At 70.5% G+C, this 24,121-nt stretch carries 24 protein-coding genes, 5 tRNA genes and 1 pseudogene; 6 read left to right on the top strand and 24 right to left on the bottom strand.

The genetic code is table 11. The annotated features are described in order from the left end of the window. Nucleotides 1–134 precede the first annotated feature (134 nt). The 5 genes from ACIP8W_RS01350 to ACIP8W_RS01330 form a co-directional block, all read right to left on the bottom strand. Nucleotides 135–1,304 carry a cell division initiation protein gene (locus ACIP8W_RS01350; RefSeq protein WP_401953826.1) on the bottom strand — a complete coding sequence of 390 codons (1,170 nt, stop codon included), beginning with the start codon at nucleotides 1,302–1,304 and terminating at the stop codon, nucleotides 135–137. 98 nt (nucleotides 1,305–1,402) lie between these two features. Further along, nucleotides 1,403–1,882, bottom strand: coding sequence for a pantetheine-phosphate adenylyltransferase (gene coaD / locus ACIP8W_RS01345; RefSeq protein WP_401954092.1), 480 nt, complete (start codon nucleotides 1,880–1,882; stop codon nucleotides 1,403–1,405). A gap of 26 nt (nucleotides 1,883–1,908) precedes the next feature. After that, nucleotides 1,909–2,493 (bottom strand): 16S rRNA (guanine(966)-N(2))-methyltransferase RsmD, encoded by a 585-nt coding sequence (gene rsmD, locus ACIP8W_RS01340; RefSeq protein WP_401953828.1) that lies wholly within the window; start codon nucleotides 2,491–2,493, stop codon nucleotides 1,909–1,911. A gap of 82 nt (nucleotides 2,494–2,575) precedes the next feature. After that, nucleotides 2,576–4,783, bottom strand: a complete 2,208-nt coding sequence (recG, locus tag ACIP8W_RS01335) for an ATP-dependent DNA helicase RecG (protein WP_402201560.1) — start codon at nucleotides 4,781–4,783, stop codon at nucleotides 2,576–2,578. A gap of 79 nt (nucleotides 4,784–4,862) precedes the next feature. Further along, nucleotides 4,863–6,491, bottom strand: coding sequence for a DAK2 domain-containing protein (locus ACIP8W_RS01330; RefSeq protein WP_402149979.1), 1,629 nt, complete (start codon nucleotides 6,489–6,491; stop codon nucleotides 4,863–4,865). Nucleotides 6,492–6,844: 353 nt separating this feature from the next. On the opposite strand from ACIP8W_RS01330, the gene rpmB reads away from it, so the two are divergent. Beyond that, nucleotides 6,845–7,030, top strand: a complete 186-nt coding sequence (rpmB, locus tag ACIP8W_RS01325; protein ID WP_003957616.1) for a 50S ribosomal protein L28 — start codon at nucleotides 6,845–6,847, stop codon at nucleotides 7,028–7,030. 95 nt (nucleotides 7,031–7,125) lie between these two features. Here the strand turns inward: rpmB and thiD are convergent, their stop codons facing one another. Together thiD and ACIP8W_RS01315 are read right to left on the bottom strand one after the other, a co-directional pair. After that, nucleotides 7,126–7,920 (bottom strand): bifunctional hydroxymethylpyrimidine kinase/phosphomethylpyrimidine kinase, encoded by a 795-nt coding sequence (thiD, locus tag ACIP8W_RS01320; RefSeq protein WP_401953836.1) that lies wholly within the window; start codon nucleotides 7,918–7,920, stop codon nucleotides 7,126–7,128. Nucleotides 7,921–7,930: 10 nt separating this feature from the next. After that, the gene (locus ACIP8W_RS01315; protein WP_401953839.1) at nucleotides 7,931–8,902 is read right to left on the bottom strand and encodes a thiamine-phosphate kinase; all 972 of its coding nucleotides are present in this window, start codon (nucleotides 8,900–8,902) and stop codon (nucleotides 7,931–7,933) included. A gap of 209 nt (nucleotides 8,903–9,111) precedes the next feature. Between ACIP8W_RS01315 and ACIP8W_RS01310 the strand changes: the two genes are divergently transcribed. Together ACIP8W_RS01310 and ACIP8W_RS01305 are read left to right on the top strand one after the other, a co-directional pair. Continuing rightward, nucleotides 9,112–9,345, top strand: a complete 234-nt coding sequence (locus ACIP8W_RS01310) for an Lrp/AsnC family transcriptional regulator (protein ID WP_401953841.1) — start codon at nucleotides 9,112–9,114, stop codon at nucleotides 9,343–9,345. 81 nt (nucleotides 9,346–9,426) lie between these two features. Then, nucleotides 9,427–9,906, top strand: coding sequence for a DUF3515 domain-containing protein (locus ACIP8W_RS01305; RefSeq protein ID WP_401954095.1), 480 nt, complete (start codon nucleotides 9,427–9,429; stop codon nucleotides 9,904–9,906). A gap of 21 nt (nucleotides 9,907–9,927) precedes the next feature. Here ACIP8W_RS01305 and ACIP8W_RS01300 read toward each other — a convergent pair whose 3' ends face one another. Genes ACIP8W_RS01300 through ACIP8W_RS01290 form a run of 3 tightly spaced genes read right to left on the bottom strand, consistent with a single transcriptional unit; the run spans nucleotide 9,928 to nucleotide 12,900 of the window. Continuing rightward, nucleotides 9,928–11,100: a D-alanine--D-alanine ligase family protein gene (locus tag ACIP8W_RS01300; RefSeq protein WP_401953844.1), complete on the bottom strand. Its 1,173-nt coding sequence runs from the start codon at nucleotides 11,098–11,100 to the stop codon at nucleotides 9,928–9,930. Between the two features lie 55 nt (nucleotides 11,101–11,155). Next, nucleotides 11,156–12,157 carry an NAD(P)H-dependent glycerol-3-phosphate dehydrogenase gene (locus ACIP8W_RS01295; protein WP_401953846.1) on the bottom strand — a complete coding sequence of 334 codons (1,002 nt, stop codon included), beginning with the start codon at nucleotides 12,155–12,157 and terminating at the stop codon, nucleotides 11,156–11,158. Beyond that, entirely contained in the window at nucleotides 12,154–12,900 is a 747-nt protein-coding gene (locus ACIP8W_RS01290; RefSeq protein ID WP_402201557.1) for a lysophospholipid acyltransferase family protein, read from the bottom strand. Before ACIP8W_RS01290 ends, ACIP8W_RS01295 begins: the two co-directional genes overlap by 4 nt. A gap of 172 nt (nucleotides 12,901–13,072) precedes the next feature. Between ACIP8W_RS01290 and cofC the strand changes: the two are divergent. Continuing rightward, nucleotides 13,073–13,723 (top strand): annotated as a pseudogene (gene cofC / locus ACIP8W_RS01285) (2-phospho-L-lactate guanylyltransferase); the annotation flags it as partial. Nucleotides 13,724–14,026: 303 nt separating this feature from the next. Here the strand turns inward: cofC and ACIP8W_RS01280 are convergent. From ACIP8W_RS01280 to leuC, 4 genes are all read right to left on the bottom strand, one after another. After that, nucleotides 14,027–14,689 (bottom strand): HU family DNA-binding protein, encoded by a 663-nt coding sequence (locus ACIP8W_RS01280; protein ID WP_401953852.1) that lies wholly within the window; start codon nucleotides 14,687–14,689, stop codon nucleotides 14,027–14,029. A gap of 143 nt (nucleotides 14,690–14,832) precedes the next feature. Beyond that, nucleotides 14,833–15,060, bottom strand: coding sequence for a hypothetical protein (locus tag ACIP8W_RS01275; RefSeq protein WP_401953855.1), 228 nt, complete (start codon nucleotides 15,058–15,060; stop codon nucleotides 14,833–14,835). A 126-nt stretch (nucleotides 15,061–15,186) separates the two neighbouring features. Beyond that, nucleotides 15,187–15,795, bottom strand: a complete 609-nt coding sequence (gene leuD / locus ACIP8W_RS01270) for a 3-isopropylmalate dehydratase small subunit (protein WP_401953858.1) — start codon at nucleotides 15,793–15,795, stop codon at nucleotides 15,187–15,189. A gap of 2 nt (nucleotides 15,796–15,797) precedes the next feature. Then, on the bottom strand, nucleotides 15,798–17,237 hold the full coding sequence (gene leuC, locus ACIP8W_RS01265; RefSeq protein ID WP_401953860.1) for a 3-isopropylmalate dehydratase large subunit: 1,440 nt from the start codon (nucleotides 17,235–17,237) through the stop codon (nucleotides 15,798–15,800). 180 nt (nucleotides 17,238–17,417) lie between these two features. Here leuC and ndgR point away from each other — a divergent pair, with 180 nt between their 5' ends. Then, the gene (gene ndgR / locus ACIP8W_RS01260; protein ID WP_280886638.1) at nucleotides 17,418–18,134 is read left to right on the top strand and encodes an IclR family transcriptional regulator NdgR; all 717 of its coding nucleotides are present in this window, start codon (nucleotides 17,418–17,420) and stop codon (nucleotides 18,132–18,134) included. Between the two features lie 96 nt (nucleotides 18,135–18,230). Here ndgR and ACIP8W_RS01255 read toward each other — a convergent pair whose 3' ends face one another. Next, entirely contained in the window at nucleotides 18,231–18,710 is a 480-nt protein-coding gene (locus ACIP8W_RS01255) for a DUF4188 domain-containing protein (protein ID WP_402149975.1), read from the bottom strand. A gap of 75 nt (nucleotides 18,711–18,785) precedes the next feature. Between ACIP8W_RS01255 and ACIP8W_RS01250 the strand changes: the two genes are divergently transcribed. Continuing rightward, nucleotides 18,786–19,436, top strand: a complete 651-nt coding sequence (locus ACIP8W_RS01250; RefSeq protein ID WP_402149980.1) for a MerR family transcriptional regulator — start codon at nucleotides 18,786–18,788, stop codon at nucleotides 19,434–19,436. A gap of 57 nt (nucleotides 19,437–19,493) precedes the next feature. On the opposite strand, the gene ACIP8W_RS01245 is transcribed toward ACIP8W_RS01250, so the two are convergent. The 9 genes from ACIP8W_RS01245 to ACIP8W_RS01205 form a co-directional block, all read right to left on the bottom strand. After that, a tRNA-Glu gene (locus ACIP8W_RS01245) sits at nucleotides 19,494–19,566 on the bottom strand. Between the two features lie 16 nt (nucleotides 19,567–19,582). Further along, nucleotides 19,583–19,654: transfer RNA gene (locus ACIP8W_RS01240), tRNA-Gln, on the bottom strand. Between the two features lie 12 nt (nucleotides 19,655–19,666). After that, nucleotides 19,667–19,739: transfer RNA gene (locus ACIP8W_RS01235), tRNA-Glu, on the bottom strand. A gap of 61 nt (nucleotides 19,740–19,800) precedes the next feature. Then, nucleotides 19,801–19,873: transfer RNA gene (locus ACIP8W_RS01230), tRNA-Glu, on the bottom strand. Between the two features lie 35 nt (nucleotides 19,874–19,908). Continuing rightward, nucleotides 19,909–19,980, bottom strand: a tRNA-Gln gene (locus ACIP8W_RS01225). A gap of 85 nt (nucleotides 19,981–20,065) precedes the next feature. Continuing rightward, nucleotides 20,066–20,785: an HAD family hydrolase gene (locus ACIP8W_RS01220; RefSeq protein WP_401953865.1), complete on the bottom strand. Its 720-nt coding sequence runs from the start codon at nucleotides 20,783–20,785 to the stop codon at nucleotides 20,066–20,068. A gap of 28 nt (nucleotides 20,786–20,813) precedes the next feature. Further along, a complete protein-coding gene (locus tag ACIP8W_RS01215) occupies nucleotides 20,814–21,185 on the bottom strand; it encodes a hypothetical protein (RefSeq protein ID WP_402201555.1) in 372 nt (123 codons plus the stop codon). Between the two features lie 416 nt (nucleotides 21,186–21,601). Next, nucleotides 21,602–23,086, bottom strand: a complete 1,485-nt coding sequence (gene gltX / locus ACIP8W_RS01210; RefSeq protein WP_401953871.1) for a glutamate--tRNA ligase — start codon at nucleotides 23,084–23,086, stop codon at nucleotides 21,602–21,604. Then, nucleotides 23,079–23,864, bottom strand: a complete 786-nt coding sequence (locus tag ACIP8W_RS01205) for a fumarylacetoacetate hydrolase family protein (RefSeq protein ID WP_401953874.1) — start codon at nucleotides 23,862–23,864, stop codon at nucleotides 23,079–23,081. Before ACIP8W_RS01205 ends, gltX begins: the two co-directional genes overlap by 8 nt. Nucleotides 23,865–24,121 lie beyond the last annotated feature (257 nt).

Here is a 24,121-nt window from a genome sequence, read left to right as displayed (position 1 = left end):
GAGGGGCCACCACCGTCGCGTGAGCGCGAAGCGGGCAGCCTGAGCCGCGGACATACACGCGGCCGAAGAACCAGAGTACTGGACGGGTCGCCATAGACCCAATCCGAGGGGCCCCGGACCGAGGACCGCCCCGCTCAGAGGCCCTGTTCGTACCGGCGCAGCTGCTCGATGTCGATCATGCTGGTGTCGAAGAAGCTGGTCTCGTCGAGGGCTCCCTGCGCCTCACCGCCCTGGGGCGGCGCGGGCGGCAGGGCGGGCAGCGCGGGCCGGCCGCCGGTCTGCTGCCAGCCGTAGTCCTGGTCGTAGCCCTGCGTCTGCTCGGGGAGCCTGCCGTACTCCTGCTGCGGATAGGTGTACGGGTCCTGCTGCGGGTAGCCGTACGCGTCCTGCTGCGGGTAGCCCGCGTAACCGGGCTCGGCGGCGGGGTAGGCGGGGTCCTGGTAACCGGGGTCCTGGTAACCGGTGCCGCCACCGGCGTAGCCGCCGCCCGTGGCTCCGTAGCCGCCGCTGTCGGCCGTGTGGACCGGGTCGGCGGCGTACGGCTGCCCGGTGGCCCGCTGCGCCGCCACCGGGGCCCGGACGGGCTCCCTGGGGGTGCCCGCGAGGTCGGCGAGGTAGTCCGCGTCGCTGGTACGGCCCTGGGGACCCGCCGCGTCCTGGGCGGCCATGTGCGCGCCCAGCTCGTCGGACTCGGTGCGGCCGTGCAGCTTCTGGCGGCCCCGGCCGACCGCTTCGAGGGTCTTGGCGAGGACGGCCTCGAAGGCGCCGATCTTGGCGTCGACGTACTCGTCGGCCCGCCGGATCAGGGTCTCGGGGTCGGTGCTGTGCTCGGGCGCGTCGTCGTCCGCGCCCCCGCCGGAGGAGCGGCCGAGGAGCTTCTCCCGGCCCCGGTCGACGGAGCCGATGGTCTTGGTGAGGACGACCTCGAAGTTGGCGAGCTTGGAGTCGACGTAGTCGTCGGCCTCGGCGCGGATCTCCTCGGCCTCCCGGCGTGCCTCGGCGAGGATACGGTCGGCCTCGTCCTGGGACTGCCGGGCGACCGCGGTGTCGGAGATCAGGGTGGAGCGCTGGGCGCGGGCACCCTCCAGGATCCGCTCGGCCTCCTGGCGGGCCCGCTCGGCGATCTGCTCGTGACCGCCGATCAGCTCCTGCGCCTCGGCCAGCGAGTCGGGGAGCGCCGCCCGTACCTCTTCGAGCATCGCGAGCAGTTCGGCGCGGTTCACCACGCACGACGCCGACATGGGCATGGAACGGGCGCTTCCCACCCTGTCGACGATCTCGTCGAGCTTCTTCTGCACGTCCACCGGGTGCTCGCCACTCTCTCAGCTGGTTGGGAGACGGACGCAACGACTGTACGGCCAGTTCGCGCCCGTCCGACACCGGGTGAGGGGTGGTCAGCCGGTCAGGGGCGGCCGATCCGCTCTATGACGGCGGCGTGGACGGCCGGCGGGAGCAGATGGGAGACATCTCCGCCCCAGGTCGCGACCTCTTTGACCAGGGAGGAGGAGAGGAAGCTGTAGGTGGGGTTGGTGGGGACGAACAGGGTCTCGACACCCGAGAGCCCGTTGTTCATCTGGGCCATCTGGAGTTCGTAGTCGAAGTCGCTGACGGCGCGCAGTCCCTTCACGATGGCGGGGATGTCGCGCTGCTTGCAGAAGTCGACGAGAAGGCCGTGGAAGGACTCGACCTCGACATTGCCGAACTCGGAGGTGACCTCACGGATCAGTTCGATCCGTTCCTCGATGGTGAACAGTCCCTTTTTGGACTGATTGATCATCACCGCCACATGTACGACGTCGTACAGCTTGGAGGCGCGGGCGATGATGTCGAGGTGTCCATTGGTGATGGGGTCGAATGACCCCGGACAGACGGCGCGGCGCAACTGAATTCCCTCGCTCTCCGGTCCGGTCATGGTGCGTCTTCGCACACAGTGGCGGCGCGACCGTACCAAAGCGTTCCCTCGCCGTAGCGACGGGACCGCAGCGGCACGAACCCCTCGGGCCAGCCGAATTCCCCGCCCCTGGTGCTGCGTTCCACGGTGGCGACAGCATCGTCGCCGAGCCAGCCCTTTGTCCGGAGTGTGAGCAGTATCTCCCGAAGATCGTCATCGGTGACGGCGTACGGCGGGTCGAGAAACACCAGGTCGTACGGGGTGGCGGGGGCCGGTCCCGTGACGATCTGCTCCGCTTTGCCGGTACGGACCTCCGCACCGGGCAGACCGAGCGTCCGCACGTTGTCACGGACCGTACGGGCCGCGCGGGCGTCGGACTCGACGAGCAGGGCGTGCGCGGCGCCGCGCGAGAGCGCCTCCAGACCGACGGCGCCCGACCCGGCGTACAGATCGGCGATCCGGACGCCGTCCAGGGTGCCGAGGAGCGCCTCCCAGCTGGAGAAGAGGCCCTCCCGCGCGCGGTCGGAGGTGGGGCGGGTGCCGGTGCCCGGCGGTACGGCGAGGCGGCGCCCGCCGGCGGCACCGGCGATCACGCGGGTCATGGCTGTCGGTCCTCGGTTCGTCTCGGAGCGGTGCCGTGAAGGTCCACGGCGTGTCTTCCCACGATAGGTGTACGGGGTGCCATCAGCCCTTGTCCAAGTACTGCTCGCGCTCCGCATCGAGCAGCGCGTCCAGCGCCGTACGCAGCTCCGGGCTGTCCACCAGCTCCGGATCGGCGGCGACCACGGCGACGGCCTCCTCCCGGGCGGCGGCGATGATCTCCTCGTCCTCGATGACCGCGAGCATCCGCAGCGAGGAGCGCACCCCGGACTGGGCCTGGCCGAGGACATCGCCCTCACGGCGCTGTTCGAGGTCGATACGGGACAGCTCGAAGCCGTCGAGGGTGGCGGCGACCGCCCCGAGCCTGGCCCTGGCCGGGCTCGCCTCCGGCATGTCGGTGACCAGCAGACAGAGGCCGGGGGCGGCGCCCCGGCCGACCCGGCCACGCAGCTGGTGCAGTTGGGAGACGCCGAACCGGTCCGCGTCCATGATCACCATCGCGGTGGCGTTGGGAACGTTCACCCCGACCTCGATGACCGTGGTGGCGACCAGGACGTCCACCTCGCCCGCGCCGAACCGGCGCATCACCGCGTCCTTGTCGTCCGGCTGCATCCGTCCGTGCAGGACCTCGATCCGCAGCCCGGCCAGCGGCCCCTTCGCAAGCAGCGCCGCCACCTCCAGGACCGCCAGCGGAGGCCGTTTCTCCGCGTCGGCCCCGGCGGGCGCCTCGGCCTTCTTCCTGGTCCCGGTGTCCTCCTCGTCGTCACCGATCCGGGGGCAGACCACATACGCCTGGTGGCCCTTGCCGACCTCCTCGCGCACCCGCTCCCAGGCGCGGGCGAGGAAGTGCGGCTTGTCCTCGGCCGGGACCACATGGCTGGCGATGGGCGAGCGCCCGGCCGGGAGCTGGTCCAGGACGGAGGTCTCCAGATCGCCGAAGACGGTCATCGCGACCGTACGCGGAATGGGGGTGGCCGTCATGACCAGCAGATGCGGAGGCTGCTTTCCCTTGGAGCGCAGCGCGTCGCGCTGCTCCACCCCGAAGCGGTGCTGCTCGTCCACCACGACCAGCCCCAGGTCGTGGAAGCGGACCTTGTCCTCGATCAGGGCGTGGGTGCCGATCACGATCCCGGCCTCGCCGGTGACCAGGTCGAGCAGTGCCCGACGGCGCGCCGGCACCCCCATCGAGCCGGTGAGCAGCACGACCTTCGTCGCCTTCTCGGCGCCGCCGAGCATTCCCCCCTGGGCGAGGCCGCCCATCATCTCGGTGATGGAGCGGTGGTGCTGCTGGGCGAGCACCTCGGTGGGCGCCAGCATCGCGGCCTGGCCGCCCGCGTCGACGACCGTGAGCATCGCCCGCAGCGCCACCATCGTCTTGCCCGAGCCGACCTCGCCCTGGAGCAGCCGGTGCATGGGGTGTTCGGTGGCGAGGTCGGCGAAGATCTCGGCGGTGACCTTCGTCTGGCCCTCGGTGAGGGTGAAGGGCAAGGTGGCGTCGAAGGCGTCGAGCAGTCCGTCCGCCACGGGGGTACGGGCCACGGCGGGCAGTTGCGCGTCCGCGTACCGCCGCCGGGCCAGGGCGACCTGGAGAACGAACGCCTCGTCCCACTTGAGGCGCGCCCTGGCGTCCTCGATGTCCGCCCTGCTGCCGGGCCGGTGGACCTTGAGCAGCGCCTCGGGCAGCGGGGGGAGGCCGCGTCCCTCGCGCAGTGCGGGCGGCAGCGGATCGACGGCTTCCGCCGCCCGGGGCAGGACCGCGTCGACCGCTTTGGTGATCTTCCAGGACTCCAGGCCCCTGCAGGCCGGGTAGATCGGGATCAGCCTGCCCGCGAAGGAGTCGACGGCGCTCGCGTCGTCCGGGCCGTCCTCGTCGGCGGGCCGGCCCAGCGGGACATAGGTGGGGTGCGCGAGCTGGAGCTTGCGGTTGAAGACGGAGACCTTTCCGGCGAACATCCCCCGGCTGCCCGGCGGCAGGTCCTTCTGCGGCTTGTGCAGCCCCCGGCCGAAGAAGACCAGCTGGAGCCGGCCGCTGCCGTCGGTGAGGGTGATCTCCAGGCGCTGGCCCCGGCCGTGGTTGAACGTCAGCACCCGGGAGTCGGCCACCTGCGCGACCACCGTGACGTCCTCGTCCAGCGGGAGGTCGGCCAGCTTGGTGAGCTGGCCGCGCTCCTCGTACCGGCGCGGGTAGTGGTGGAGCAGGTCGCCGACCGTGTGCAGGCCGAGGTGCTCGGCCATCACCTTCGCGGTGGCGGGGCCGAGCGTCTTCTTGAGTGGTTCATCCAGCGCGGACACGCGGTCTATTGCACACCACGGCACCGACAACCGCCGCGCACCCCGGATCCGCGCAGGTCAACAGCGGTGTCCCGGCTGCCTACTCCACGCCGACCAGCAGCGGGACGGACTGCCCGCCGCCCCGGTAGACCACCGTGTCGACGGCCAGATGGCCTTCCCGTACGTAGCTCTCCAGCCGGTCGGCCAGCGCGGCCGGTACGTCCTCGCCGAGCACCAGCGTCACCAGCTCGCCGCCGGCCGCGAGCATCCGGGTCAGGACGGCCTCGGCCGTGTCGGCGAGATCGGAGCCGATCACCGCCACGTCCCCGTCGATCAGCCCCAGGACGTCCCCGGCCTGGCAGATGCCCGCCATGGTCCAGGACTGCCGCTCGGCCACGGCGATCTCGGCGTAGCGGGTGGCTCCGGCGGCGCTGGTCATCGCGACGACGTCCTCGTCGAAGCGCCGGTCCGGCTGGTGTACGGCGAGGGCGGCGATGCCCTGGACGGCGGCCCTGGTCGGGATGAGGGCGACCCGGACCCCTTCGGCGCGGGCCTGTTCCGCGGCGGCGGCCGCGGTGTGCCGCAGCGCCGCGTCGTTCGGCAGGAGCACCACCTCGCGCGCGTGGGCACGCCGGATGGCCTCGACCAGCTCCCCGCTGGCGGGCGGCTCCCCGGGGCGCGCGACGACGGTCGTCGCGCCCGCCTCGGCGCAGAGCCCCGCGAGCCCCTCGCCGGGAACGACCGCGACGACGGCCCGCTGGACCTGTTCACGGGGCGGCTCGGCGGGGGTCCCGAAGTGGGTGATGCGGATCCGGTACGGGCGTCCCGCCTCGACGCCGGCCTCGACGGCGGCGCCCGCGTCGTCGACGTGGACGTGGACGTTCCACAGACCGTCGCCGCCGACGACCACCAGGGAGTCGCCCAGCCGGTCGAGCCGGTCGCGCAGGCGGGCCACGGCGGTGTCGTCGGCCTCCAGCAGGTAGATCACCTCGAACGCGGGCCCGTGCCCGGCCGCGCAGGGCTCCGGGGCGACGGGCGGCGCGGTCTCCCCGTACGGCGCGCTCCCCGCGTACCGCCGGTGACCGGGCGGGAGCGGGGCCGGGGCCTGGCCCGTGAGGGCGCGGACCAGCGCGCCGAGGACCACCACCAGCCCCCGGCCGCCCGCGTCCACGACGCCCGCGCGGCCGAGCGCGGCCAGCTGGCCGGGGGTGGCGTCGAGCGCCGTACGCGCCCCCGCGTACGCGGCGCGCACCACGGCGGCGTTCCCCGGGGAGGGCGCGGCCGACGCCGCCCGCGCCGCCGCCGCGGCCACGCTGAGGATGGTGCCCTCCACGGGGTGGGCGACGGCCTCCCGGGCCAGCTCGGCGGCCCTGCGCAGCGCCTCGGCGAGGTGATCCCCGTCACCGGACGCCAGCACCTGGGCCATCCCGCGCAGCAGCTGCGCCAGGATCGTGCCGGAGTTCCCCCGGGCCCCGATCAGCGCGCCGTGTGCCATGGCCCGTACGGCATCGGCGGGCGCGGGGACACCGCCGCCGGTCTCGTGCGCGTCGAAGACGGCCTCGACGGCCCGTGCGGCGGACTCCACGGTCAGATAGAGATTGGTGCCGGTGTCGCCGTCCGCGACCGGATAGACATTGATCGCGTCGATCTCCTCGCGCTCTCTGCCGAGGGCGTCCAGCGCCAGTGAGCACCAGCTCCGCACGGCTGCGGCGTCGAGGGTCTGTGGCACCTGGGGGTCCTCCTTGAGCGGCCCGGACGCGTCATTTCCGAAGTCCCGCCCGCCCGAGGGGCGGACCGCGCTGCTTCGGAACAACTCGTCCGGATGCGGGCTGCACCGCAGGGTAGCCGCCGGTAACCCCCACCGCCCCGGCGGGCGGGGGCGCCCACCGCGCGGAACGGGGCAGGTGGGCGTCATGGTAGTTTTCTTGTACCGAGGCAGGCGTTGTATGCTGCTGCGGTTGCCCGATGAAATATCGGGTCGATTTCCTCCGGTAACGCCTTATCGGTCACCGCTCCGGCAGTCACCGATTCTGCGATCACCGGATTTCTCTGTACGAGCATCTGAAGTCTTTGGAGTGACCCGTGGCTGCCAACTGCGACGTCTGCGGCAAGGGGCCGGGCTTCGGCAACAACATTTCGCACTCGCACCGCCGTACGTCCCGTCGCTGGAACCCGAACATCCAGCGCGTGCGTGCCGTGGTCGGTCGGACGCCGAAGCGGCTCAACGTCTGCACATCGTGCATCAAGGCCGGCAAGGTCTCGCGCTGACGCCTGCGTCGTAGCGCAGCCCCTGCGGTTGCCTTGAAAAGCCGGTCCACCTCGGTGGACCGGCTTTTTGCCGTGCCCGTACGCGCGGGGGCGCCTCAGCGCAGCCGCCACGCGTGATCCACCGGACCGATCCCGCCGCCCAGCGGGAAGCCGTGCGCGATGGCGCCCGTCACATACTCCTTGGCGGCCACGACCGCCTCCACCACGCCCTGTCCCCGCGCCAGCCCCGACGCGATGGCCGAGGCCAGGGTGCAGCCCGTCCCGTGCGTATGGCGGTTGTCGTGGCGCGGCGCCCGCAGCCAGTGCTCCTCGGTGCCGTCGTACAGCAGATCCACCGCCGCTCCCGGCAGGTGTCCGCCCTTGATCAGCGCCCAGCCGGGGCCGTATTCCAGTACGGCGTCGGCCGCGCGCCGCATATCGGTCTCGTCCTCGACGACCACCCCGGTGAGCTGGGCCACCTCGTCCAGATTGGGGGTGGCGACGGTCGCGGTGGGCAGCAGGGCGTTCCGTACGCCGTCCAGGGCCGAGGCCGCCAGCAGCGGATCGCCGTGTTTGGAGACGCCGACCGGGTCGACGACCACGGGGACACCGGCGCCGGTGAGCAGCTCCGCGACGGCGGCGACCAGTTCGGCGGAGGAGAGCATGCCGGTCTTCACGGCCTGGACGCCGATGTCGTCGACGACGGCACGGTACTGCGCCCGTACGGAGTCCACGGGCAGCTCCCAGACGCCGCGCACCCCGAGCGAGTTCTGCGCCGTGACGGCGGTCAGCACGCTCATGCCGTGGACACCGAACGCGAGCATGGTCTTCAGGTCGGCCTGGATGCCCGCACCGCCGCCGGAGTCCGATCCGGCGACGGTGAGGACACGGGACGGCACGGATATCGGCATGGGCCCGAATCTACTGGTCGTCCTCGATGTCCCCGAAATGGTCCCAGCCCGCCTTGCTCGTCCAGGGCGCCCCGTCGACGGTCACCTGCGGCAGCGCGGACGGGTTGAGGACCTCGCCGATCACCTTCCAGCGGGCCGGCAGCTTCACGTCCGGCGGGAAGGTGGCGACGATCGCGTGGTCCTCGCCCCCGGTGAGCACCCACTGGAGCGGGTCGATGCCGACGGCCTGGCCGATGTCGTTCATCTGCGAGGGGATGTCGATCAACCCCGACCGCAGATCGATCCGGACCTTGCTGGCCTCCGCGATGTGCCCGAGGTCCGCGACCAGCCCGTCGCTGACGTCGGTCATCGCCGTGGCGCCGAGCCCGGCGGCGGCGGGGCCCGCGTGGTACGGCGGCTCCGGCCTGCGGTGGGCCTCGACGAAGGCGCGCGGCGAGCGGAAGCCGCGCGCGAGCACCGCGTGCCCGGCCGCCGACCAGCCCAGCCAGCCGGTGTAGGCGACGACATCGCCGGGCCGGGCGCCCGATCTGACCACCGGTTCGTGGTTGCGCAGATCGCCGAGCGCGGTGATCGCGATCGTGATGGTGTCACCGCGTACGACATCACCGCCGACCACGGCGGCCCCCGCGACCTGGCACTCGTCCCGGATGCCGTCCATCAGCTCGGTGGGCCAGGTGACCGGGAGTTCCGCCGGGACGACCAGGCCGAGCAGCAGCGCGGTGGGCACCGCGCCCATCGCCGCGATGTCCGCGAGGTTCTGCGCGGCGGCCTTGCGGCCCACGTCGTACGCCGTCGACCAGTCCCGGCGGAAGTGCCGCCCCTCCAGCAGCAGGTCCGTACTGGCCACGACCCTGCGGTCGGGCGCGGCCACGACCGCGGCGTCGTCGCCCGGCCCGAGCCGGACCGCCGGGGTGGTGGTGAGCCGGGACGTCAGCTCTCTGATGAGCCCGAACTCCCCCAACTCGCCCACGGTTCCCTTCACCGAGTCTCCCCTCTCATCACCGGGCCGCGTCTGCGGTCACGGTCCTTCACTGCCGTAGGCACCGTCATGACTCGCGTCAACATCGTCCTGCGTACACCACTCGTCGGGCGCCACCGGGCGCCCGGGTCTCCCCGCTCCCCGCGGCGACGCGATACCGTGGCGTCTCTTCCCACACCCCACATGATCCTCGTGGCCGCCCTGGAGGTTCCGTGGTACAGGCGTACATCCTCATTCAGACCGAGGTGGGCAAGGCGACGACCGTCGCCGAGACCATCGCGAAGATTCCGGGAGTGATCCAGGCCGAGGACGTCACAGGTCCCTACGACGTGATCGTGCGCGCACAGGCGGACACCGTCGACGCGCTGGGTCGCATGGTGGTTGCCAAGGTCCAGCAGGTGGACGGCATCACCCGCACCCTCACCTGCCCGGTCGTGCATCTCTAGACCGCCCCCGTCCACTGAACCGGCCCCGTCTACGCTGGGCCGGTGACACCTTCCCGTACGCCTTCGCGCCGTGACCCGTCGCTGTCCCGCCGCAGGCTATCCGGCCGTCTGCTCCGCTGCCTGCCCGCCGTCGTCGTCCTGTCGGCGGCGGCCGGCTGTTTCTCCGCGGACGCGACGCCGTCCGTCGCCGTACCCTCCCCGCCCGCGGACGAGGCGACGCTCTGCCGCGCGCTGCACAAGGCGCTGCCCAAGACCCTCGCGGACCTGAACCGCGACGATCCCGAACCGCGTTCCGAACTGACCGCCGGGTGGGGGGACGCCGCGATCGTACTGCGCTGCGGCGTCCCCCGGCCCGCGGGGATGAACGACCCCCAGGCCCAGGCCGTGGAGGCGAACGGTGTCAACTGGATGCTGGAGGAACGGGATTCCGGGCCCCGCTTCACCACCACGTACCGCAAGACCTATGTCGAGGTCACGATGGATACGCGGTTCGCCCATGACTCCACCCCGCTCGCCCAACTGGCCGAAGCGGTCGGGAGGACGATCCCGCTCAGGCTGTGACCGGGCCGGGGGCGGCGCGCGTCAGCGCAGTCCGGTCGGGCGGCGCAGCGCGGCCTGGATCAGCCGGTCGATCAGCTCCGCGTAGCCGACGCCGGTCTCCTGCCACATCCGGGGGAACATGGAGATGGGCGTGAAGCCCGGCATCGTGTTGATCTCGTTGATGACGAACTCGCCGTCCTCGGTGAGGAAGAAGTCCGCGCGGACCAGCCCCTCGCAGGACGCGGCCTCGAACGCCTCGACCGCGAGCCGCCGCACCTCCGCCGTCTGCTCCTCGGTGAGGGGCGCGGGCACCAGCCCGGTGGCCGAGTCGATGTACTTGGCCTCGAAGTCGTAGAAGTCGTGGGCCGTGACGGGCGGGATCTCGGCGGGCACACTGGCGCGCGGGCCGTCCTCGAACTCCAGCACCCCGCACTCGATCTCGCGGCCGCGCAGCAGCGACTCCACCAGGATCTTGGGGTCGTGGCGCCGGGCCTCGGCGATCGCCTCGTCGAGCCCTGAGGCGTCGTCGACCTTGGTGATGCCCATCGAGGAGCCGGCGCGGGCGGGCTTCACGAAGAGCGGCCAGCCGTGCTCGGCGGCGAAGTCCACGATCTTCTCGCGCGCGGCGGCGCCCTTGGCGCCTTCCGGGCCCTGCTCCCACTCGCGGGGGCGGATCACCACGTACGGGCCGACCGGCAGCCCGAAGGAGGTGAACACCCGCTTCATGTACTCCTTGTCCTGGCCGACGGCCGAGGCGAGGACGCCCGCGCCGACGTACGGGACACCGGAGAGCTCCAGCAGCCCCTGGAGGGTGCCGTCCTCCCCGTACGGACCGTGCAGCACGGGGAAGACGACATCGACCTCGCCCAGCGCCTTGGGCACGGAGCCGGGTTCGCTGTAGACGACTTCCCGGTTGCCCGGGTCGACGGAGAGGACGATGCCGCCCTCCGTGGACTCGGCGATCTGCTCGACGTTCGGCAGCCGGCGGTCGGCGATGGCCATCCGCTCCGGATCGTCGGCGGTGAGCGCCCAGCGGCCGTCCGTGGTGATGCCGATGGGCAGGACGTCGTACTTCGCACGGTCGATGGATCGCAGTACGGCACCGGCCGTGACCACCGAAATGGCGTGCTCGGAGCTACGTCCGCCGAAGACGACGGCCACGCGTGGCTTGCGGAGCTGCTGCTCAGGGCTCTGGGAGGAGTTCTCGCTGCTCATATCGGATTGAGCGTACCCGCTGGCAACGCCCGAGTCAGCGTGGGCGGCGGCCGAGTCAGCGGCGTTCGGGTTTGGCGCTGCGGGCCATCAGTTCCTTGAGCGCGACGAGCGGCGGTTTCCCGTTGTGGACGATGTCCACGACCGTCCCGGTGATCGGCATGTCCACACCGTGGCGCCGGGACAGATCCAGCACGGACTCGCAGGACTTGACGCCCTCGGCGGTCTGCCGGGTGACGGCGATGGTCTCCTGGAGCGTCATCCCGCGCCCGAGGTTGGTGCCGAAGGTGTGGTTGCGGGAGAGCGGCGAGGAGCAGGTGGCGATCAGGTCGCCCATGCCGGCCAGCCCGGAGAAGGTGTGCGGATCTGCGCCCATGGCCAGCCCCAGCCGGGTCGTCTCGGCGAGCCCACGGGTCATCAGGGATGCCTTGGTGTTGTCGCCGAGGCCCATGCCGTCGGCGATGCCCACGGCGAGACCGATCACGTTCTTGACCGCTCCGCCGAGTTCGCAGCCGACGACGTCGGTGTTGGTGTACGGCCGGAAGTACGGCGTGTGGCAGGCGGTCTGGAGGCGCCGGGCGACCTCCTCGTCCCGGCAGGCGACCACGGCGGCGGCGGGCATGCGGCCCGCGATCTCCTTGGCCAGATTGGGCCCGGTGACCACGGCGACCCGCTCGGCGGGCACCTTGGCGACCTCCTCGATCACCTCGCTCATCCGCTTGGCGGTGCCGAGTTCGACGCCCTTCATCAGCGAGACGAGGACGGTGTCGGGGGCCAGCAGCGGCGCCCAGTGCGCGAGGTTCTCCCGCAGCGTCTGCGACGGCACCGTGAGTACGGTGAACTCGGCGCCCCGCGCGGCCTCCGCGGCGTCGGTGGTGGCCCGTACGCCCGTGGGGAGGGTGAAGCCGGGGAGGTAGTCGGGGTTGGCGTGGTCGGTGTTGATGGAATCCACCACATCCGTACGGCGGCCCCAGACCGTCACCTCGCACCCGGCGTCGGCGAGGACCATGGCGAACGCCGTCCCCCACGAACCCGCTCCGAATACGGCGACCCGCGTCACTTCAGCCCCTCTTCCGCGGCGTCGTGCCGCTGTTCCGCCCTGGCCCTGCGATGGTCGTACACGGTCTCGGGCACCGGCTCTCCCCGCAGCTCGGAGAGGAGTTCCGTGATGGCGGCCATGATGACCTCGGTGGCCTCGCGCAGCAATTCGGGGGTGATCTCCTCGTCGTAGAAGCGTGCCAGATCGACGGGCGGTCCGACGAGGACGTGGTGTGTCTTGCGCGGGAGGAGGTGGGGTTTCCTGGCGTACGGCGGCAGCAGCAGGTTGGCGCCCCACTGCGCCACGGGCAGGACCGGGCACCGCGTCTGGAGGGCGACCCGGGCGACGCCGGTCTTGGCGGTCATGGGCCACTGGTCCGGGTCGCGGGTGAGGGTGCCCTCGGGGTAGAAGGCGACGCATTCACCGCGCTCGACCGCCTCGATGGCCGCCCGGTAGGCGCTCAGCGCGTCGGTGCTCTCGCGGTAGACGGGAATCTGTCCGGTGCCGCGCATCACCGCGCCGATGAATCCCTTGGTGAACAGGCCGTGCTTGGCGAGGAAGCGCGGAACGCGGCCGGTGTTGTACTGGAAGTGGGCATAGGCCAAGGGGTCGATGTGTGAATTGTGGTTCACCGCCGTGATGAATCCGCCGTCGGCCGGGATGTGCTCCGCCCCCCGCCAGTCCCGCTTGAGCAGTACGGTCAGCGGCGGTTTCGCGATGGCCGCCGCCAGGCGGTACCAGAAGCCGATTCTGCGGCGGGACACTCGGACACCTTTCTCTTTCGCCCGGCTCACTGCCCGGCTGCCGGGGGCGGGTCAAGTCTGGCCCCAGGCGCCTGCTCTGTCGAGAACACCGTACGCCCCGCTTCTCCGGCCGGGCTGTGGGCCCGTGCGGTGCCGGGCCACAATAGAGGGCCCCTACACCTGATCCGGTCATCTGGACGGAGAGTTCGCCACGAATACCGACCCGGCAGCCCGCTGGTCCCTCGTCGTTCCGCTCAAACCGCTCCGGACGGCCAAGAGCAGGCTGGCCGCCGCGACGGGTGAGGCGCTGCGTCCCCGGCTGGCCCTCGCGTTCGCACAGGACACCGTGGCAGCGGCGTTGGCCTGTGTCTCCGTACGGGACGTGGTGGTCGTCACCGACGATCCGACCGCGTCGGCGGAGCTGTCGGCGCTGGGCGCGCGCATCGTCGCCGACGCCCCGGCGCGGGGGCTCAACGCGGCGCTGGCTCATGGCGCGCACTCCGTCAGGGCGCGGCGGCCGGAGGCGGCGGTGGCCGCGCTGAACGCGGATCTGCCGGCGCTGCGGCCCGGGGAGCTGGCCCGGGTGCTGGCCGCCGCCGATCGCTTTCCGCGCGCTTTTCTCGCGGATGCCGCAGAAATCGGTACGACATTGCTGGCGGCCGCTCCGAACGCGGAATTGAATCCGGCATTCGGGGGCCCGTCGCGTCACCGGCATTTGTCGTCGGGCGCGGTGGAAATAGTCCTGGCCGGGGTGGATTCCGTACGCCGGGACGTGGACACCGGCGACGATCTGCTGGCGGCGGCGGAACTGGGGCTCGGCCCGTACACGGCGTCGCGTTACGCCGCCCGATACGCTGCGGCCATGCAGGCCACCTCGTACACCTATGAATCCGAGACCCGCAGCGGAAGTGTGCTGCTGGACGACGGCACCCCGGTCGCGTTCGACGCGGCGGCCTTCGACGCGGGCGGGCTGCGGCTGCTGCGGCCGGGCCAGCGGGTGCGGATCGAGACCGAGGGCGCGGGCGCGGAGCTGCGGATCACGCTGGTGACGCTCCAGACGTTCTGACGCCCCCCGACAGCGCCGCGGGCCGGGCTCCCCGAGGGGAGCCCGGCCCGGCGTGTGTGGCTCTGTCTCGCTTTCTTCCGCCTACTTCCTGACGGCGGTGGTCTTCTTGGCCGTGGTGGTACGCGCGGTGACCTTCCTCGCGGGGGCCTTCTTGGCGGTGGTCTTCTTCGCCGGCGCGGTCTTCTTCGCCACCGCGGCCTTCTTCGCCGCGGTGGTGGCGGCCGTGGCCTTCTTGGCGGTGGTCTTCTTCGCCGCGGTGGTCTTCGCCGCGGTCTTCTTCGCCGTCGCCGTGGTCTTCTTGGCGGCGGTGGTCTTCTTGACCGCGGCCTTCTTCGCCGTGGCGGTGGCCGTGGCCTTCTTGGCGGTGGCCTTCTTCGCCGCGGCCTTCACCGTCGTACGGGTGGAAGATCCGCCCGAGAGGCTGCCCTTGGGAGCCTTCTTGACCGCCACGTCGTTCTTCGGGAGCTTCTTCGAGCCGCTGACCAGGTCCTTGAAGCCCTGACCCGCGCGGAAGCGCGGCACCGAGGTCTTCTTGACCCGGACCCGCTCACCCGTCTGCGGGTTACGGGCGTACCGGGCCGGGCGCTCGACCTTCTCGAACGAGCCGAAACCGGTGACCGAGACGCGGTCGCCGGCGACGACCGCGCGGACGATCGCGTCGAGTACCGCGTCGACCGCGTCCGCGGCCTGCTGGCGGCCGCCGACCTTGTCAGCAATCGCTTCTACGAGCTGTGCCTTGTTCACGTCTTCCCCTTCGGAGACATTGCCAGAACGAAAGTGTTCAAGCTTTTTCGCACGTTAGGCAGATATATACCGCAAATCAAACACGAAACGGGCTAATCACCCTAGTGCCGCAACGAAGTCGACCTGGCGGAGTTCCGCGGAGGTCAGTCACCTTCGGGAAAACGACCCTCGTCGAGGTCCTTCATCAGGCGGTCCAGACGCCTTGCCGCGTCCGGGAGATCGTGTTTCGCCGCGGCCGTGATGACCAGCAGCTTCCGGGAGAGCGCTCTACGCACGCCATCCGGGACTTGCAGTGCACGCACCGTTGCGTGCGCTTCTTTGAGTTGTTCGGCGACTAACCCGTAGAGCTTGAGTTGGTTGTCGCGTTCCATGCGCCGATTGTGCCATCTAGGGCGAGTTGTCGCCCGACGGGGGCTCAACAAACAACTGCACCCCCTGCCCGGAGGCGGGGGGTGCGGTAGGGGAAAACTGCTGATCAGAGCCTATTCAGGCGCCGATCAGGCGTTGATTGTGCGCGGTTTGAAGGACGGCCTGGAGGCTTCGTAGGCGGCGATGTCGGCCTCGTTCTGGAGCGTCAGGCTGATGTCGTCGAGCCCGTTCAGCAACCGCCAGCGGGCGTTTTCGTCAAGCTCGAAATCGGCCACAAGTGTTGCTCCGTCGGGGGCGGTGGCCCGAACCTGTCGGTCTTCCAGGTCCACCGTGACCTCGGCCCGGGGGTCGCTCTCCGCGATGTCCCAGAGCGCGTCCACCACGGACTGCTCCAGAACCACGGTCAGCAGCCCGTTCTTGAGGGAGTTGCCTCGGAAGATATCCGCGAACCGGGAGGAGATGACGGCCTTGAACCCAAAGTTCTGCAAGGCCCACACAGCATGTTCACGTGAGGAGCCGGTCCCGAAGTCGGGTCCGGCGACCAGGACCGTGGCCCCGCTGTACTCGGGCCGGTTGAGGACGAACTGCGGGTCCTTGCGCCAGGCCTCGAAGAGTCCGTCCTCGAAGCCGTCTCGGGTGACCTTCTTGAGCCAGTGGGCCGGGATGATCTGGTCGGTGTCGACGTTGCTGCGACGCAGCGGCACGGCACGGCCGGTGTGAGTGGTGAAGGCTTCCATGGTTATCGCGCTCCAGCGGGCGTACGGGCACCGGAATCGGCGTCGGACAGGTCGGCGGGCGAGGCCAGATGGCCCAGCACGGCGGTGGCGGCGGCGACCTGGGGGGAGACCAGGTGCGTCCGGCCGCCCTTGCCCTGCCTGCCCTCGAAGTTACGGTTGGAGGTGGACGCGGAGCGCTCACCGGGCGCGAGTTGGTCGGGGTTCATGCCCAGACACATCGAGCAGCCCGCGTGCCGCCATTCGGCCCCCGCCGCGGTGAAGACCTTGTCCAGGCCCTCCGCGACGGCCTCCAGGGCGACCCGCACCGAGCCGGGGACGACCAGCATCCGTACGCCGTCGGCGACTTTGCGGCCCTCCAGCAGCGAGGCCGCCGAGCGCAGGTCCTCGATACGGCCGTTGGTGCAGGAACCTACGAAGACGGTGTCGACCTTGATGTCGCGCAGCGCCTGCCCGGCGGTCAACCCCATGTACTCCAGGGCCTTTTCGGCGGCGTTGCGCTCCGAAGCGTCCTCGTACGAAGCCGGGTCGGGGACGTTCGCGGAGAGCGGGGCGCCCTGGCCCGGATTGGTGCCCCAGGTGACGAACGGAGCCAGCTCGGTGGCGTCGATGACGACCTCCGCGTCGAAGACCGCGTCGTCGTCGGTGCGCAGGGTGCTCCAGTACGCGACCGCCGCGTCCCAGTCGTCGCCCTCGGGGGCGTGGTCGCGGCCCTTGAGGTAGTCGAAGGTGGTCCGGTCCGGGGCGATCATGCCCGCCCTGGCACCGGCCTCGATCGACATGTTGCAGATGGTCATCCGGGCCTCCATCGAGAGTTTCTCGATGGCGGAGCCGCGGTATTCGAGGATGTAGCCCTGGCCGCCACCCGTGCCGATCCTGGTGATGACGGCGAGGATCAGGTCCTTGGCGGTGACATCGGCGGGCAGTTCGCCGTCGACGGTGATCGCCATGGTCCTGGGGCGGGCCAGCGGGAGCGTCTGGGTGGCCAGGACGTGCTCGACCTGGCTGGTGCCGATGCCGAACGCCAGCGCGCCGAAGGCGCCGTGGGTGGAGGTGTGACTGTCGCCACAGACCACGGTGGTGCCGGGCTGGGTCAGCCCCAGCTGGGGGCCGACGACATGGACGACGCCCTGCTCGACATCGCCCAGCGAGTGCAGCCGGACACCGAAGTCGGCGCAGTTCTTGCGGAGCGTCTCCAACTGCACCCGGGAGACCGGGTCCGCGATGGGCTTGTCGATGTCGAGGGTCGGGGTGTTGTGATCCTCGGTCGCGATGGTGAGGTCGAGCCGCCGGACCGGCCGGCCTCCCTTGCGGAGGCCGTCGAAGGCCTGCGGGCTGGTCACCTCGTGCAGCAGGTGCAGATCGATGAAGAGGAGGTCGGGCTCGCCCTCGGCGCGCCGGACGACATGGTCGTCCCAGACCTTCTCCGCGAGTGTCCTACCCATCGCTTTCCCTCCGGCCGGCCTTCGCAGCCGGCACTCCTAGAGCGGTGTGGCCCCACGCCCGCACTCCCCGCACCGGACGTCGGCCGGGAACCCGTGGTCCGCGGGCCCCTACCTACAGGTTGGCAAGTTCCCCGGAAAAATGAACTTGCGTTTCACAGAGTGAGACGCGAGTATCGTTTCATGGACAACTCTAGCGGCGTCGGCGTTCTCGACAAGGCTGCTCTCGTACTGAGCGCCCTGGAGTCCGGTCCGGCCACCCTCGCCGGGCTGGTCGCGGCGACAGGGCTCGCACGGCCCACGGCCCACAGACTGGCCGTGGCACTGGAACACCACCGGCTGGTGGCGAGGGACATGCAGGGCCGGTTCATTCTCGGCCCGCGGCTGGCCGAGCTGGCCGCCGCGGCCGGTGAGGACCGCCTGCTGGCCACAGCCGGGCCCGTACTCACGCATCTGCGGGATCTGACCGGCGAGAGCGCGCAGCTCTATCGCCGCCAGGGCGACATGCGGATATGTGTGGCGGCGGCGGAGCGGCTCTCGGGACTGCGGGACACCGTCCCGGTGGGCTCCACCCTCACCATGAAGGCGGGCTCCTCGGCCCAGATCCTGATGGCGTGGGAAGAGCCCGAGCGGCTGCACCGCGGCCTCCAGGGGGCCCGTTTCACGGCGACGGCGCTCTCGGGCGTACGGCGCAGGGGCTGGGCCCAGTCGATCGGCGAGCGGGAGCCGGGCGTGGCCTCGGTCTCGGCGCCGGTGCGCGGTCCGTCGAACCGGGTGGTCGCGGCGGTCTCGGTATCCGGACCGATCGAGCGGCTCACCCGCCACCCGGGCCGGATGCACGCGCAGGCAGTGATCGACGCGGCGGGCCGGCTCAGCGAGGCCCTGCGCCGTACGGGCTGACGCCCACACCTCCCCGCCGTCCCTCCCGTACGCGCCACACCGGCCGGGCCGCTCCAACGCCGCAGCGGCCCGCCCCTTCCCCGCCCGCCCGTGTGGTCACGCGAGCCGCTCGGCGGCGCTCTCCCCGCGCCGGCCCACCGGGACGACACCGGTGGCCCTCCCCAGGCCGAACTCCGGCATCGCGACGTACACGCTCTCGTACGAGCCCGCCGGGACGACATACGTCTCGTGCCAGAACCCGACGCCGCCCCCGGCCGCCCGCGCCCTGCGGTTGAAGGCCGCCCAGGCCGGCCGGTGCTCCCTGTCCGGCGCGGACGCGTACGCCAGCAGCTTCTCCTTCGAGTCCCAGTACTGAACGAAACACACCACCCGCGCCCCGGCGATCATGGGCTGGACCCCGATGAGCCCACTGTCCGGGTCCCCCGACAGCTCTTTCAGCATCCTCGGCATCGCCCTGGCCACCGGCCACCAGTCGCGTACCGCGCGGAACTTGTTGACGCGCATCCCGATGACGAAGACGACCACGTCTCCCTCGGCGCGCGCGGTCATCCGCCCCTGAATCGTCCGTATACCCATTCCCACTCACCCTCTCTGGATAGTGCCGCTATCCATGATTGGATAGTGTCACTCTCTAAGGAAGGGCGCAAGCGGATGCGTATGGCGGAGTTGAGTGAGCGCAGCGGGGTCCCCACCGCCACGGTCAAGTACTACCTGCGGGAGGGTCTGCTGCGGCCCGGCCGCCGGATCAGCGCGACCCGGGCGGTGTACGACGAGGAGCACCTGCGCAGGCTGCGGCTGGTCCGGGCGCTGATCCAGGTGGGCCGAATGCCGGTGGCGACGGCGCGCGAGGTGCTGGTGGCGGTGGACGACGAGACGCTCGACCACCACAGCCGCATCGGGGCGGCGGTCTGGGCGCTCCCGGACGACTCCCCCGCCGAGCCCCCGGAGGACAGCGCGCGGGAAGCGGCGGCACGGCTGGCGGACGAGCTGCTGGCCCGGCTCGGGTGGACCTTCGGCCTCGCCTCGCGGGACGACTCCCCCGCGTATCGGATGCTGGTCGGCGCCCTCGCCGGCATGGAGCGCTCGGGCTACCCGTGCACCCTGGCCGACCTGCTGCCGTACGGGCGGGCCGCCGGTGAACTCGGCGCGGTGGACCTGGACATGGTCGAGCGGTACGAGACGGGAAGCGGCCAGGTCGAGGCGGCGGTGGCGCTGACGGTGCTGTACGAACCGGTGTTGCTCGGCCTGCGGCGGCTGGCGGAGGCGGAGGAGTCCAACAGGCGCTTCGGCAAGGCCGGTTGATACGCAAGAAGGCCCTCCCTTTGCGGGGAGGGCCTTCTTGATTCATCTACTCGCTTGTACCCCCGACCGGATTCGAACCGGCGCTACTGCCGTGAGAGGGCAGCGTGCTAGGCCGCTACACAACGGGGGCATGGACCGAAGTCCAGCTGGGCTACCAGGACTCGAACCTAGAACAACGGAACCAGAAACCGTCGTGTTGCCAATTACACCATAGCCCATGGTGGTTGAAGTACCCCCGACCGGATTCGAACCGGCGCTACTGCCGTGAGAGGGCAGCGTGCTAGGCCGCTACACAACGGGGGCCCTAGCGATCCTGCATCAACGCATCCGGGTGCGACCCGAAGACGTCGGAGAGAAGGATCTGTACCCCCGACCGGATTCGAACCGGCGCTACTGCCGTGAGAGGGCAGCGTGCTAGGCCGCTACACAACGGGGGCGTGTTACAGATGAGACATCTGGTGGAACATCTGCGCTGGGCTACCAGGACTCGAACCTAGAATAACGGAACCAGAAACCGTCGTGTTGCCAATTACACCATAGCCCACCAAAAGCAAACATCCTGTGGATATTTGTTTGGCTTGCGCTTCCCTGTCCGACTGTCTGTCTTCTCGGGCGGCGCAGGAAGAACATTACCCGATCGCGGACAGCGCTCCAAAACGAGTATCCCCGCGCAGCAGCCCGGGAAGCTGGCCCAGATCGGTGATCCGCACCAGTTCGGGACGCCCGCCGACCCCGCCCCGGTCCAGCCACACCCCGGCCAGCCCGGCCGCCACGGCCCCGCCGGCGTCGGTGTCCGGCTCGTTCCCCACGTACACGACCTCCCCCGGAGCCAGCCCCAGCGCGTCACAGGCGGCGTGGAAGGCCGCGGCCTCGGGCTTGGCCACTCCCAGCTCCGCCGCGCACAGCACGGCCTCGAAGTGGTCCCGTACCCCCAGCACGCGCAGCTTCCGGTCCTGATTGCGGATGCTCGAATTCGACAGCACGGCCTGCCGGTACTCCCCGCTCAGCCGGTCCAGTACGCCGACGCAGTCCGGAAACAGCTCCCAGGCCGCCTCGTAGTGAGCGACATAACGATCGAACCAGGCATCCGCCTCCCGATCCCCCAGCGCCACCCCCACGAACTCCCGCACCCGGTCCCGCCGCTGCCCCTCGAAATCCGTCTCCCCGGCCGCGAACCGCTCCCCGTGCAGATCGGTAACCTCCCGCCACCGCGCAAGCGCCGCCTCGTCCGAACCGAACACCCCACCCTGCCCCTCCTCCGCGAGATGCCTCCGCATACCGGCACGGTCGGCGCGGGTGTAGTCGAAGAGGGTGTCGTCGATGTCCCAGAGGACGGCACGGATCGGCATGGGGCCGACGGTACCGGGCGTCCACCGATCAGGGCCTGCCAATGTCAACCGCCCAGACCTCTGTGCCGTCATAGGCGTCAGGCGCGGCTGTCAGCACCTGCCCTTCCACCACGCCCGAGACAGCGGCAAACACGGCATGCGCCGAGCGCCAGTCCACGCCGGCCGCTGTAGCGCTTTCCACGGCCGCCGCCGCAGCGAAGTCGAGCGGCAGGAACTCCAAGCCCGGCAGCGCTCCGACATGGGCCGTAACACCCGGCAGTTCAAGACTCGCAGCGACCAGACAGAGCGACGGGACATGGGCACGCCGCACCGGATCGGCGACCTCGACGACGGCGATACCGGACAACAACCGGCGTCCGCGGCACAAGGCGAGCACCGCCGTGTGATCAAGAATCATCATCGACGCCCTCCAACCTGCCCGGAGGCGATGGCGGCCCGCCACAGTTGCGCCTCGCGCACGTCCCCGTCACTGAAATCAGGCCGCAGATGGGCCCGCACATAGGCAATCCCACGAGCGGTTCGCCCAGCCCTCTCGGCATCGGTGGGCGTCGTCGCAGCCAGCCGCTCCACATAGGCCCGGGTGCTGACCCCTCGCTCCTCCGCGAGCTGCCGGAGTCGATCTCGCGCCCTCTTCGGTGATCTTTATCGTCGTATCGGCCACATCCCGAAGAATGCATTTGCATATCGTCTCCGACCGGCACGTGGTCATCAACGTCGTCAATATCGTCGCCACGTAGCGACGGAGGGCGCAGGAGGCCGTGACGGCCCTCCTGCGCCCTCCGTACGTACCGGTACGTACCGGTAACGGTCCCCGCGTTACGCCGTCAGCCTCGCCAGGGCCGCGTCGATGCGGGTGAGGGTGCGGTCGCGGCCGAGGAGTTCCAGGGACTCGAAGAGCGGGAGGCCGACCGTGCGGCCGGTGGTGGCCACGCGGACCGGGGCCTGGGCCTTGCCGAGTTTGAGGCCGTGCTCCTCGCCCGCGGCGAGTACCGCGTTCTTGAGGGACTCGGCGTTCCACTCCGCGTCCGCGAGCTTCGCGCGGGCGGTGGTCAGGAGGGCGTCCGCGCCGGGCTTCATCGCCTTCGTCCAGGACGCCTCGTCCTCGACCGGCTCGTCGAGGAAGAGGAAGTCGACGTTGGCGGTGATGTCCGAGAGGACCGTCACCCGGGTCTGGGCCAGCGGCGCCAGCGCCTCGAAGGCGGCGGCGTCGAAGGACTCCGGGGCCCAGGGGGCGTGCGGGGCCCGGAGCCAGGGGGCGCAGGCCGCGGCGAAGGTCTTCGGGTCCAGCAGCCGGATGTGGTCGGCGTTGATCGCCTCGGCCTTCTTGAGGTCGAAGCGGGCCGGGTTGGCGTTGACGTCCGCGATGTCGAACGCGGCGACCATCTCGTCCAGCGAGAAGATGTCGCGGTCGGCGGAGAGCGACCAGCCCAGCAGCGAGAGGTAGTTGAGCAGCCCCTCGGGCAGGAAGCCGCGCTCGCGGTAGAGGTTGAGGGACGCCTGCGGGTCGCGCTTGGAGAGCTTCTTGTTGCCCTCGCCCATGACGTACGGGAGGTGCCCGAACGCCGGGACCGTCTTGGCGATGCCCAGCTCGATCAGCGCCTTGTAGAGCGCGACCTGGCGCGGGGTGGAGGAGAGCAGGTCCTCGCCGCGCAGGACGTGGGTGATCTCCATCAGCGCGTCGTCGACCGGGTTGACGAGCGTGTACAGCGGGGCGCCGTTGGCGCGGACGATGCCGTAGTCCGGGACGTTCTCCGGGGTGAAGGTCAGCTCGCCGCGGACCAGGTCCGTGAAGGTGATCGGCTCGTCGGGCATCCGGAAGCGGACGATGGAGGTGCGGCCCTCCGCCTCGTACGCGGCCGTCTGCTCGGCGGTGAGGTCGCGGCAGTGGCCGTCGTACCCGGACGGGCGGCCGGCGGCGCGCGCGGCGTCGCGGCGGGCGTCCAGTTCCTCCGTCGTGCAGTAGCAGTGGTACGCGTGACCGGCCGCGAGCAGCTTCTCGGCGGTGTCGCGGTAGAGGTCCATCCGCTGCGACTGGCGGTACGGGGCGTGCGGGCCGCCGATCTCGGGGCCCTCGTCCCAGTCGAGCCCGAGCCAGCGCAGCGAGTCGAGCAGCTGGTCGTACGACTCCTCGGAGTCGCGCGCCGCGTCGGTGTCCTCGATACGGAAGACCATGGTGCCGCCGTGGTGGCGGGCGAAGGCCCAGTTGAAGAGGGCGGTACGGACCAGACCCACATGGGGGTTGCCGGTCGGGGAGGGACAGAACCGTACGCGGACGGAGGGGTCCTGGGATGTGCTAGCCACGCTTGATCACCCTGTTGGTGAGAGTGCCGATGCCTTCGATGGTGACGGCGATCTCGTCGCCGACGTGGAGGGGGCCGACCCCCGCGGGGGTGCCCGTGAGGATGACGTCGCCCGGGAGGAGCGTCATGGCCTCGGTGATGTTGACGATCAGATCCTCGATGGAGGTGATCATCTCGCTCGTACGGCCCAGCTGCCGCTGTTCGCCGTTGACCGTGCACTGGATCGTGAGGTCGGAGGGGTCCAGCTCGGTCTCCACCCAGGGGCCCAGCGGGCACGAGGTGTCGAAGCCCTTGGCGCGGGCCCACTGCTTCTCGGTCTTCTGGGTGTCGCGCGCGGTGATGTCATTGGCGCAGGTGTAGCCGAAGATGACGTCCTTGACGCGCTCGCGCGGCACCTCGCGGCACATCCGGCCGATGACGACGGCCAGCTCGGCCTCGTAGCTGACGTCGTTCGAGAACACCGGGTACTCGATCGCGTCGCCCGAGCCGATCACCGAGGTGGTGGGCTTGAGGAAGGCGAACGGTACGGGCGGGACCTCGTTGCCCAGCTCCGCCGCGTGGTCCCGGTAGTTGCGGGCGTAGCCCACGACCTTGTTGGGGAGTACGGGCGGCAGGAGCCGGACCTTGCTCAGCGGGACCTTCGTACCGGAGAGCTCGAAATCTGCGTACGGAATGCCCTTGATGATGTCGAGGACGAGGCCGGCGGGGTCGCCGCTGCCTTCGCCCTCGACCGCGCCGAAGGCGACATTGCCGTCGATGGAGAATCTGGCGATGCGCACGGGATGCTGTCGCCCCTCACTTGCTCGCGGGTCCGGAGAATGACGCTCCAGGCTAACGCGCGTGGAGAAGGGCGCCTCGCGGTGGAACGACGCGTGAACGCGTGGCCCGCCGGACGCGTATTACTGTGCGATCACTTGAAGATCACCAACTACTTGTACCGACTGCTCGTGAAGATCACCGGTTACTTGAAGGTCGTCCCTCCGCGGTACTTGAAGATCACCGCTTCGCGGTCGAGGATCACCAAGTGCGGCGGAAG

The organism is Streptomyces sp. NPDC088554, assembly GCF_044752945.1.
In the GTDB taxonomy this organism is placed as follows: Bacteria; Actinomycetota; Actinomycetes; order Streptomycetales; family Streptomycetaceae; genus Streptomyces.
The sequence above is the reverse complement of the archived record's forward strand: the minus strand, read 5'-3'. Positions and strand labels throughout refer to the sequence as shown.